Source organism: Mesorhizobium sp. M4A.F.Ca.ET.022.05.2.1, from assembly GCF_003998845.1.
Lineage (GTDB): Bacteria > Pseudomonadota > Alphaproteobacteria > Rhizobiales > Rhizobiaceae > Mesorhizobium.
This window is the reverse complement of sequence record NZ_RZOJ01000197.1, coordinates 1-10,651: the sequence shown is the minus strand read 5'-3', so window position 1 is coordinate 10,651 and position 10,651 is coordinate 1. Positions and strand designations below refer to the sequence as shown.

The 10,651-nt window shown below is 66.1% G+C and carries 11 protein-coding genes; 2 read left to right on the top strand and 9 right to left on the bottom strand.

What is annotated here, in order from left to right; all coding sequences use genetic code 11:
- The 6 genes from EN745_RS20655 to EN745_RS20630 all read right to left on the bottom strand — a co-directional run.
- On the bottom strand, positions 1 to 329 hold a 329-nt coding region (locus tag EN745_RS20655; RefSeq protein WP_189363108.1), incomplete at its 3' end, for an enoyl-CoA hydratase-related protein.
- Positions 322 to 2,400 carry an acetate--CoA ligase family protein gene (locus EN745_RS20650; RefSeq protein WP_127406912.1) on the bottom strand — a complete coding sequence of 693 codons (2,079 nt, stop codon included), beginning with the start codon at positions 2,398 to 2,400 and terminating at the stop codon, positions 322 to 324. The genes EN745_RS20655 and EN745_RS20650, both read right to left, overlap by 8 nt.
- A 64-nt stretch (positions 2,401 to 2,464) precedes the next feature.
- Positions 2,465 to 3,628, bottom strand: a complete 1,164-nt coding sequence (locus EN745_RS20645; RefSeq protein WP_126056926.1) for an acyl-CoA dehydrogenase — start codon at positions 3,626 to 3,628, stop codon at positions 2,465 to 2,467.
- 4 nt (positions 3,629 to 3,632) lie between these two features.
- Positions 3,633 to 4,745: a carnitine 3-dehydrogenase gene (locus EN745_RS20640; protein ID WP_126056927.1), complete on the bottom strand. Its 1,113-nt coding sequence runs from the start codon at positions 4,743 to 4,745 to the stop codon at positions 3,633 to 3,635.
- The gene (locus tag EN745_RS20635; RefSeq protein WP_126056928.1) at positions 4,742 to 5,371 is read right to left on the bottom strand and encodes an HD domain-containing protein; all 630 of its coding nucleotides are present in this window, start codon (positions 5,369 to 5,371) and stop codon (positions 4,742 to 4,744) included. The genes EN745_RS20640 and EN745_RS20635 overlap by 4 nt, the downstream gene beginning before the upstream one ends.
- A gap of 14 nt (positions 5,372 to 5,385) precedes the next feature.
- Positions 5,386 to 6,303 (bottom strand): 3-keto-5-aminohexanoate cleavage protein, encoded by a 918-nt coding sequence (locus tag EN745_RS20630; RefSeq protein WP_126056929.1) that lies wholly within the window; start codon positions 6,301 to 6,303, stop codon positions 5,386 to 5,388.
- Positions 6,304 to 6,379: 76 nt separating this feature from the next.
- On the opposite strand from EN745_RS20630, the gene EN745_RS20625 reads away from it, so the two are divergent.
- Positions 6,380 to 7,360: a GlxA family transcriptional regulator gene (locus EN745_RS20625; RefSeq protein ID WP_126056930.1), complete on the top strand. Its 981-nt coding sequence runs from the start codon at positions 6,380 to 6,382 to the stop codon at positions 7,358 to 7,360.
- Position 7,361: 1 nt separating this feature from the next.
- Here the strand turns inward: EN745_RS20625 and EN745_RS20620 are convergent, their stop codons facing one another.
- Positions 7,362 to 7,571: a hypothetical protein gene (locus EN745_RS20620; protein WP_127422123.1), complete on the bottom strand. Its 210-nt coding sequence runs from the start codon at positions 7,569 to 7,571 to the stop codon at positions 7,362 to 7,364.
- Positions 7,572 to 7,757: 186 nt separating this feature from the next.
- Entirely contained in the window at positions 7,758 to 9,083 is a 1,326-nt protein-coding gene (gene xylA, locus EN745_RS20615) for a xylose isomerase (RefSeq protein ID WP_126056932.1), read from the bottom strand.
- A gap of 114 nt (positions 9,084 to 9,197) precedes the next feature.
- Here xylA and EN745_RS20610 point away from each other — a divergent pair, with 114 nt between their 5' ends.
- Entirely contained in the window at positions 9,198 to 9,560 is a 363-nt protein-coding gene (locus EN745_RS20610; protein ID WP_126056933.1) for a nuclear transport factor 2 family protein, read from the top strand.
- Positions 9,561 to 9,757: 197 nt separating this feature from the next.
- On the opposite strand, the gene EN745_RS20600 is transcribed toward EN745_RS20610, so the two are convergent.
- Positions 9,758 to 10,651 (bottom strand): FGGY-family carbohydrate kinase (locus tag EN745_RS20600; RefSeq protein ID WP_245487779.1); only part of this gene is annotated, 894 nt, incomplete at its 5' end.

Below are 10,651 nucleotides of genomic sequence, written 5' to 3'. Positions count from 1 at the left end.
AAGCCGCCGCCGACCGCCATGCCGTTGACGCAAGCGATGACCGGCTTGTTGAGGTCGCGCAATTCCTGCAGGCCGGCGAAGCCGCCGACGCCGTAATCGCCGTCGACCGCGTCACCGCCGGCCGCCGCCTTGAGGTCCCAGCCGGCGCAGAAGAACTTGTCGCCGGCGGTCCTGACGATGGCGACACGCAGGTCGGGATCGTCGCGGAACGCCTTGAACGTCTCGCCCATCAGCCGCGACGTCTTCAGGTCGATGGCATTGGCCTTCGGCCGGTCAAGCGTGACTTCGAGGATCGTGCCCTCGCGGCGGGTCGAAATGACGTCAGGCATTCTTCTTCTCTCCAAGCACCAGCAGCGCGTCGGCGATCCAGGCGCCCTTGCCTTCGGCGCAGACGATCAGCGGATTGATGTCGAGCTCCTCGATCTCGCCGGCATTCTGCTGCACAAAGCCGGCGATGCCGGCGATGGCGTCGATGGCCGCCTGGACATCGGCCTTGGGCCGGCCGCGATAGCCTTCGAGCAGTGGGTAGAGCTTCAGTCCACGCAATGCCGCCTCGATATCGTCGCGGGTCGCCGGCAGCATCAAAGTGACGCTGTCGCGCAGGAGCTCGACCAGCACGCCGCCGGTGCCGAGCGTCATCACCGCGCCGAACATCGGGTCGCGGGTGAAGCCGACGATCAGCTCGGCGACGCCGTCGCGCACCATGCGCTCGGCATAGAGGCCGGTGCCGAGCGGCAGGAGGTCATGCGCGGCGGTGCTCACGGATTCGGCATCCTTGAGGTTGAGGATCACCGCGCCGACTTCCGACTTGTGGGTGACGCCCAGCGCCTTCAGCGCCACCGGGAAGCCTAGCGCCATCGACGAAATCACCGCCTCAACCGCATTGGCGGCGCGCTCGCCCTTCGGCACCGGTAGCCCGGCCTTGATCAGCCGCGCCTTGGCCTCGGCCTCGTCGGGCGTAACATGGCCGGCGTCGGCCGCGCCCGCGGCGCTGGTGTCGACCGGCTGTGCCTCGGGCTCGCGCCAGGCCCAGCCGATGAAGGCGGCCGCCTGAGCGGCATCCATGGCTTCCGAGATGCCGAACAACGGCACCATGCCGCGCGCCATCAGCCCGGCGGTATATTCCTCCGGCAGGTTTTCCGGCAGTGAGGACACGATCGCGCCTTGCGCGCTGTTGGTCTTCAGCGCCGCCTCGAAAGCGCGCAGCGTCGCCCACCAGTCGGTGTCGGAGCAGCGGTCGGGACGCGGGAAGTCGAGCACCAGCATGTTGAGGTCGAAGCCGCCCGACACCATCGCGGTGAAGGTGGCCGTCATAGCCGGCTCGTTGTTCCAGATGAAGGTGTGGTAGTCGAGCGGATTGGCGACCGCGACCAGCGGCCCCAGCGTCGACTTGACATGGACGCGATGCTTGTCGGTCAGAGGCGGGAAATGCACCCAGCGCCCCTCCGCGCTGTCGGCCATCACCGAGGCCTCGCCGCCCGAGCAGCTCATCGACGACAGCTTGTAGCCGGGCAGCGGCCCGGTGATGTGCAGCAGCTTCAGCGCCTCGATGAAGGCTGGAATGGAATCGACGCGGGCGATGCCGAGCCGCCTCAGGAAGGCGCCGGAAGCGGCGTCCGAGCCGGCCAGCGAGGCGGTGTGCGACACCGTCGCCTGCCGCGCCTGTTCCGAGCGGCCGACCTTCATGGCGATGATCGGCTTCCTCAGCTCGCGCGCCCTGGCCGCAAGCCGCTCGAAACCGGCGACCGAATCGAAGGCCTCGATGTGCAGGCCGAGCGAGGTGACGCGCTCATCCTCGATCAGGCCGAGGGCCATTTCCGAGAGGCCGGTCTGCGCCTGATTGCCGGCGGTCATCAGGAAGGCGATCGGCAGGCCGCGCTTCTGCATCGTCATGTTGATGGCGATGTTGGACGACTGGGTGATGATGGCGACGCCCTTGCCGCTGTCGGGCAGCCTGATGCCGCCATGCTGGTCGGGCCAGAGCAGCGCGCCGTCGGCATAGTTGATGAGGCCGTAGCAGTTGGGGCCGATGATCGGCATCTGGCCGGCGGCCGTAACCAATTCAGCCTGCAGCCGCTCGCCGTCCTCGTCATAGGCTTCGGTCTCGAGGAAGCCAGCGGCGAAGCAGACGGCGCCGCCGGCGCCGCGCTCTGCCAGAGCCTTGACCACCTCGATGGAAAGATGCCGGTTGACGCCGACGAAAGCGGCATCGGGCGCGCCGGGCAATTCGGCGACGGAGCGGTAGGCCTTGCGGCCGGCAACCTCGTCCTTGGTCGGGTGCACCGGCCAGATTTCGCCGGCAAAGCCCATCTTGATCGATTGCGCGACGACGGCGGCGGCCTGCGCGCCGCCAAACACGGCGATCGATTTCGGGCGCAGGAGACGTTCGAGTTTATGCATGGCCATCTTTTCGTTTGAACATGATCTTCTCCAAAAGCCGGATCCCGGCTTTGGGCATCATGCTCTAAGCCCCAAACGGACGCAGCAGCGCCCGCGAAATAATATGTCGCTGAATCTCCGAAGTGCCTTCCCAGATGCGCTCGACGCGGGCGTCGCGCCAGATGCGCTCCAGCGGCAGATCGTCCATCAGCCCCATGCCGCCATGGATTTGGATCGCCTCGTCGGCGACGAAAGCCAGCATCTCTGTAGCCTTCAGCTTGGCCATGGCCATGTCCTGGTCGGTGACGGTGCCCTGATCGTACTTCCAGCCGGCTTCGAACACCATCAGGTCGGCGGCTTTCAACTCCGTCGCCATGTCGGCGAGCTTGAACGACACGCCCTGGAACTTGCCGATCTGCTGGCCGAACTGCTGGCGCTGGGCGGCGTACTCGATGGCGTGGCCAAGCGCACGCTCGGCGCGGCCGAGGCAGGTGGCGCCGACCTGCAGGCGAGTGGCGCCGAGCCAGGAATTGGCAACCTCGAAACCCTTGTGCACCTCGCCCAGGACCTGGCTCGCCGGCAGCCGGCAATCATCGAATTCGAGGATGGCGTTGGTGTAGCCGCGATGCGAGACGTTGCGGTAGCCGTCGCGCACGGCAAAGCCCCTGGTGCCCTTGTCGACGAAGAAGGCGGTGATCTTCTTGCGTTTGCCGCGCGGCGAATCCTCTTCGCCTGAAGCCATGAAACAAATCGCAAAGTCGGCGATGTCGGCATGGCTGATGAAGTGTTTGGTGCCGTTCAGCACCCAGTCGTCGCCATCCTGCACGGCGGTGGCCTTCATGCCGCGCAGGTCGGAGCCGGCGCCGGGCTCGGTCATTGCCAGGCAGTCCCACTTCTCGCCGCGGATGCAGGGGAAGAGATATTTCTCGCGCTGCTCCGGCGTGCCGGCGAGCAGGATGTTGGAAGGACGCGCTACGCAGGTCCAGTGCAGCGCGTAGTTGGCGCGGCCGAGCTCCTTCTCGTAGAGCAGCCAACTCACCGTATCGAGGCCGGCGCCGCCGACATCGGCCGGCATGTTGGCGGCGTAGAGCCCGGCCTCGATCGCCTTGGCCTTCAGCTCGTCGATCAGCTCGCGGCGCAGCACGCCGGTGCGCTCCACCTCGCGCTCATGCGGATAAAGCTCGTTCTCGACGAAGGCGCGCGTCGTCTCGACGATGAGCTTTTGTTCCTCGGAAAGACCGAAATCCATCGCCTCAGCCCTTCTTCTTGCTCTTCTTCGACTTTTCGGCCTTTGCCGGCTTCACGGCCTTCTTCACCGGCTTGGCAGCCTTGGCCTTCTCGGCCGCCTTGGAGACCGGCTTCTTCGCCGCCAGCTTGGCGAGCTGCCTGGTATAGTCCTTGTGCAGCGCGCCGGCGCCCCAGCCCTTGCCCTTGTTCTGCTTCGACAGCGCTTCCATGATGGCGACCAGATTGTCGTCGCGGATCTTTTCCAGCTCGCGGATCGACAGGCCATGCGCCTGCTCGTCCGACTGGGTGGCGATGAGGTCGACCAGCTCGTCGTTGAACTCCGGCACGTCCATCAGCTTGGTCCACGGCCATTTCAGGCACGGGCCGAACTGTGCCATGAAGTGCCGCATGCCGGCCTCGCCGCCGGCGACGCGGTAGACCTGGAACATGCCCATCTGCGCCCAGCGCAGGCCGAAGGAATAGCGCATGATGTCGTCTAGTTCCTCGACGGTGCAGATGCCGTCCTTGACCAGCCACAGCGCCTCGCGCCAGGCGGCTTCGAGCAGGCGGTCGCCGACGAAGGCCTCGATCTCCTTGCGCACCACGACCGGTTTCATGCCGATCGAGGCATAGAGTTCCTTGGCGACCTCGATCGCCTCCGGGAAGGTCTGCTCGCCGCCGACGATCTCGACCAGCGGCAGGAGATAGACCGGGTTGAACGGATGGCCGACGACCAGCCGCTCCGGGTGCTTCTTCATGGCCACCTGCATGTCGGTCGGCTTGATGCCGGAGGTCGACGAGCCGACGATGGCATTGGCCGGCGCATGGGCGTCGATCTCGGCCAGCACCCTGTGCTTGAGGTCGAGTCGCTCCGGCACGCTTTCCTGGATGAAATCTGCGTCGGCGACCGCCTCGGCGATGGTCTTGGCGAAGGTCAGCTTGCCTTCCTTGGGCAGGCCGCCGGGCAGCATCTGCTTATAGGCGCGGCGGGCGCCCTTCATCACCTCGCCCACTTTGCGCGAAGCTTCGGGATCGGGATCGAAAATCGACACATCGATGCCATTGAGCAGAAGCCGCGCCACCCAGCCGGCGCCGATGACGCCGCCGCCTATGGCGGCTGCCTTGTTGATGATGCTCATGCGGAAGCTCCGGTTCTGGTCTTGGCGGTTTCGGGATCGGTAAGCGGCACACGCTCGCCGGCGCGGATCACGGCCGGGTCGTAGGCCTTGCGGGCGAAGACTTCGAGCACGAAGGGCCGGAAGAACTCGATCGGCAGCGTGTCGTAATCGGGGTCGAAGCTCGACTGGTCCCAGCGCTCGCAGAACCGGTCGCAGTCGTCGAAATAGGGATGGCCGGCGAAGCGGTCACGGGCGTGGCGGTTGCCGCCAAGATGATGCGCGTAATAGAGGCGCTGGAAATCGCCGTGCTTCTCCACCACCCAGGTGCACTGTTCGCGCACGAAGGGCTTCAGGATCGCGGCCGCGTATTCGTCGTGATTGTAGGGCGCGTAGATATCGCCGATGTCGTGCAGCAACGCGCAGGCGATCCAGTCAGTGTCGGCGCCATCGCGCCAGGCCCGCGTCGCCGCCTGCAGCGAATGGCCGAGCCGGGTGATCTTGTAGCCGGAGAGGCCCTCGTCAAGCTGCACCAGCGCGTCGAGCAGCCGCTCGCCGGTTTTCGCAGCGTAGTCGACCTCATGGGCGGTCAGGAATTCGTAGTCTTCCCTGTCGCCATCCTTCATCGCGGTGAATTTGACGGTCGCCATGGTCAGCCCCCGCCTTATGCTGCGATCGGCGCCCGCTTGGTGAGGTTGAGCTTCTTGCGCACTTCCTCCGGCCCGAGGATCCTGGCGCCGAGATTGGTGACGATGCTGGCGGCACGATCGACGAGCTGCGCGTTGGTCGCCAGCACGCCCTTGTCCAGCCAAAGATTGTCCTCAAGACCGACGCGGACATTGCCCCCGGCGAGCACCGCGGCCGCCGCATAGGCCATCTGGTTGCGGCCGATCGAGAAGGCCGACCAGTTCCAGGTCGACGGCACGTTGTTGACCATGGCCATGAAGGTATTGAGGTCATCCGGCGCGCCCCACGGCACACCCATGCACAGCTGCACCAGCGCGTCCGGCTTCAGCACCTGCTCCTCGACCAGCTGCTTGGCGAACCACAGATGGCCGGTGTCGAAGGCCTCGATCTCGGGCTTGACGCCAAGCGCCGTCATCATGCCGCCCATGGCGCGCAGCATGCCGGGCGTGTTGGTCATCACATAGTCTGCCTCGGCGAAGTTCATCGTGCCGCAATCCAGCGTGCAGATCTCCGGCAGGCACTGGCGCACATGTTCCATGCGGTTGGTGGCGCCGCCCATGTCGGTGCCCTTCTCTTTCAGCGGCAGCGGCGCCTCCGGCGAGCCGAACACCATGTCGCCGCCCATGCCGGCGGTGAGGTTGAGCACCACGTCGACATTGGCCTCGCGGATGCGCTCGGTCACCTCGCGATAGAGATGGATGTCGCGCCTGGGCTTGCCGGTCTCGGGATCGCGGACATGGCAGTGGACGATCGCCGCACCCGCCTTGGCGGCGTCGATCGCCGAATCGGCGATCTGCTTGGGGGAGCGCGGCACATGCGGACTGCGGTCCTGCGAGCCGCCGGACCCGGTCACGGCACAGGTAATGAAGACCTCACGGTTCATTGCGAGCGGCATTGGACTTCCTCCCAATCAAGACAGACCCAACAATGACCGACTTGCCGGAAACTGTTTTGCGCTTTACGAAGCTGACATGACTAAAAGCGAAAAGCCGACGATCTTTCGCGCCGAACACGAAACGCTCAAGGTGACGCTCCTGGTGTTCTCCGGCTCGTCGATCATGTGCGTGGCCTCGGCCGTCGACCCGCTGCGCGCCGCCAACCGCATCTCGGGCGACACGCTGTTCGACTTCAAGCTGGTCTCGGTGACGGGTGAGGCGCCGGTTACGACATGTGGCCTGCCGGTGGCGGTCAGCGGCCGCTTCGATGCCGCCGAGCCGACCGATGTGTTGGTCGTCGTCGCCGGCTTCGGCACGCAGAATTATGCCACGGCGGCGCTGCTTGCGGGGTTGCGCAGGGCGGCACGTGCGGCCCGCGCCTGCGGCGGCGTCGAGGCCGGCACCTGGCTGGTGGCGCGGGCCGGTCTGCTCGAAGGGCGAAGCGCCACCACGCATTGGGAGGACATGGAGGATTTTTCCGCCGCCTTCCCGGGCGTCGACGTGCGTCCGGACCGCTATGTCATCGACGGGCCTGTCTTCACGTCCGGCGGCGCCTCGCCGACCTTCGATCTGATGCTGCATCTGGTGCGGACCAGGCTCGGCATGGCCGTGGCGCTCGATGTGGCGAGCGTGTTCATCTACGACCAGGCGCGCGCCGCGACCGATGCGCAGCCGCTGGTCTCGCTCGGGCGGCTCGACGGCTACGACCCAAGGCTGGCGCAGGCGATCCGGCTGATGGAATCGCATGTCGACCAGCCGCTGACCATCGACGCCGTGGCCAAGCGCGCCGGCGTGACGGCGCGGACGCTGGAAAGCATCTTCCGCAAGTCGATCGGCGAGACGCCCGGCGCCTATTATCTGCGGCTGCGCCTCAGCGCCGCCCGGCGCCTGGTGGTCGACACGCGGATCGCCATGGCCGACATTGCCGGGCGGACGGGATTCTCCTCCGCGGCGGCATTTTCCAGGGCATTTTCGAGGGCTTTCGGCGAAGCGCCGGTGAGGCTCCGCCGGGGATAGGCTACGCGGCGGTCTGCCGGGTGCTGGCGCTGTCGATCTCGGAGCGCATCTGCCTTGCAATATGGGTCTCGAAGCGGCTGGCGACCGCGCGATCCCATTCGGTCGCGCCGCGTGAACCGGCCTTGCCGTGCGGCAATTCCATCAGCCGGTCGATGATCGAGCCAGCCTCGCCAGATGAGAGCAGGGCGTCGATTTCGCGTTCGTGCTGCATATCGTTTCGCCTCCTTCTTCCTGATTCCCGCCACGAGCCGACACTATAGGAAATCCGTGACGGCTGTTTGAAGGCAAGAGAGAGGCTATTGAGGGGCGGCGCGGGGCAAAACCTTGTCGTCGGTTTCAGCCCCGCGCAAAGCCGTTTTATCTTAGCGGCTGCTTGAGTTAGGGCCGGCGCCCTGCCTCACACATAGCGGTTGACGATGTTTTCCAGCAGCTCCTGGCGGCCGGAGCGCGGCTGCGGCTCGATCTTCTTCTTGACCACCCGCTCGGCGATCTCCTCCAGCGTGCGCTTGCCCGACAGCATCGCCTTGCCTTCGGCGGTGTTCCAGCCGGCATAGCGCTCGGCCAGCGGGGCCGACAGCGCCTTGTCCTCGATCATCCTGGCCGCCGCCTTGAGGCCGCGCGCGCAGGCATCCATGCCGCCGATATGGCCGATCAGCAGGTCCTGCGGGTCGAGCGACTGGCGCCGCAGCTTGGCATCGAAGTTGGTGCCGCCGGTCTTGAAGCCGCCGCCCTGCAGGACCTGGTAGTAGGCGAGCGCCATTTCCGGCACGTTGTTGGGGAACTGGTCGGTGTCCCAGCCCGACTGGTAGTCGTTGCGGTTCATGTCGATCGAACCGAAGACGCCGAGGGCATTGGCGAGCGCCAATTCATGCTCGAAGGAATGGCCGGCGAGGATGGCGTGGCCCTGCTCGATGTTGAGCTTCACTTCCTTCTCCAGCCCAAAGCGCTTGAGGAAGCCGTAGACGGTGGCGACGTCGTAATCGTACTGGTGCTTCGTCGGCTCCTGGGGCTTCGGCTCGATCAGGATGGTGCCCTTGAACCCGATCTTGTGCTTGTAGTCGACGACCAGGCTGAGGAAGCGCCCGGCCTGCTCCTGCTCGCGGCCAAGGTCGGTGTTGAGCAGCGTCTCGTAGCCCTCGCGGCCGCCCCACAGCACGTAGTTCTCGCCCTTCAGGCGCTTGGTGACGTCGATGCAGCTCTTCACCGTCGCCGCCGCATAGGCGAAGACATCCGGATCGGGATTGGTGGCCGCGCCGGACATGAAGCGGCGGTGCGAGAACAGGTTCGCCGTGCCCCACAGCAGCTTGACGCCGGTCTTCTTCATCTTGGCGGCAAAATAGTCGGCGATCTCGTCGAGGCGCGCGGCGCTCTCGGAAAAGTCCTTGCCCTCGGGCCGGACGTCGGCGTCGTGGAAGCAGAAATAGGGCGCGCCGAGCAGCGAGAACATCTCGAAGGCGACGTCGGCCTTGAGCTTCGCCAGCTCCATCGTGTCGATGCCGCCGGGCTTGGCGAACCAGGGACGATCGAAGGTCTGGCCGCCGAACGGGTCGCCGCCGGGCCAGGCGAAGGAATGCCAGTAGGCGACGGCAAAGCGCAGATGGTCTTCCAGCCGCTTGCCGGCGACCAACTCGTCCGGGTTGTAGAACCGGTAGGCGAGCGGATTGGTCGAATCCGGTCCCTCGTACTTGATCGTCTGGATGTCGCCGAAAAATCCGCTGCTCATGATCGTCCTTCCTCTCGCAGGTTCCTGTCCGCCATTACCTCAGGCGTAATTGGTTTCATGCCGGCGCTGGTCGAAAAGGGTCATGTCGAAACGATCCAACGAAGGATGAAGACCATGACCGACCTCAACACGATCGCCCGGAACTACATCACCGCCTGGAACGAGAGCGATGCGGGCCGCCGCAAGGCTCTGCTCGAAGCGGCCTTCACCAGCGACGTCAGCTACCGCGATCCGATCATGCAGGGCGACGGCCACGCAGGCATCGCCGCGCTGATCGACGGCGTGCAGCAACGCTTCGCCGGGTTCCGCTTCTCGCTGAAGGGCCAGCCGGACGGGTTTGCCGATCAGATCCGCTTCTCGTGGAATCTCGGCCCGGAGGGCACCGAGTCGGTCATCGAAGGCACCGACATCGCCGTCATCGAGAACGGCCGCCTGAAGAGCGTCACCGGGTTTTTGGACAAGGTGCCGGCGCAGTGAGGCTTTGCTGTTGAGGTGGGCGCCAAGCACCCCCCTCTGGCCTGCCGGCCATCTCCCCCTCAAGGGGGGAGATTGGCTGGCTTTTCCGCCTTCGCCAATCACTGACCTTGCAAGACTGGCATAGCCGTCGACGCTGCTGATCTCCCCCCTTGAGGGGGAGATGCCCGGCAGGGCAGAGGGGGGTGCCTCGCGCCCGCTCACGCGGTTGCCGCCCTGATCGCCGGATAAAGCGCCCTGTAGCGCTGGTAGGCGTCGGCGAAGGCCCCGCCAAGCCCGGCGTCCGGATCGATCGTGGCGTCGGTCGCCGGCGCGGTGCACACGGCAAGCGGATCGGCGCCGGTCGCGGCGATCAGGCCGAGCCGGGCCGCGCCGAACGCGGCGCCGAAATCGCCATCGGCCGGGATGTCCACCGGCACCTGCAAGGCCGTGGCAATCGCCTTCAGCCAGTAGCGCGAGCGCGACCCGCCGCCGATCGCCGTGACCCGGGTCAGCGTCGTGCCGGCCGTCTTCAGCGCTTCGAGACTGTCGCGGAAGGCAAAGGCGACGCCTTCGAGCACGGCCTGCGTCAGCACGGCGCGGCCGGTTTCATGCGCCAGGCCGGTGAACGAGCCACGAATGGCGGAATCATTGTACGGCGTGCGCTCGCCTGAGAGATAGGGCAGGAAGGACACACCGGTCGGCGCCTTGAGCGTATCGCCGAGCTCGGCGGTCAATTCGCCGGCGCTTTTGCCGGTGATCTCCGACAGCCAGTTGAGCGAATCGGTGGCCGACAGGATAACGCCCATCTGGTGCCAGGTGTCGGGCAGCGCGTGGCAGAAGGTGTGCACCGCGCTTGCCGGATTGGGCAGGTAGGCGGCGTTGGCGGCGAACAGCACGCCGGAGGTGCCGAGCGACACAAAGGCGTGGCCGGCGCCGACCGTGCCCATGCCGCAGGCCGAGGCCGCATTGTCGCCGGCGCCGCCGGCGATCGGAATGCCTGCTGCAACGCCCCATTTGGCGGCAAGCTCGGCGCGCAAGGCGCCGGCCTTCGCCGTGCCCTCGACCAGCGACGGCATGTGCTTCTCGTCGAGTGAGGTGGCTGCCAGCAGATC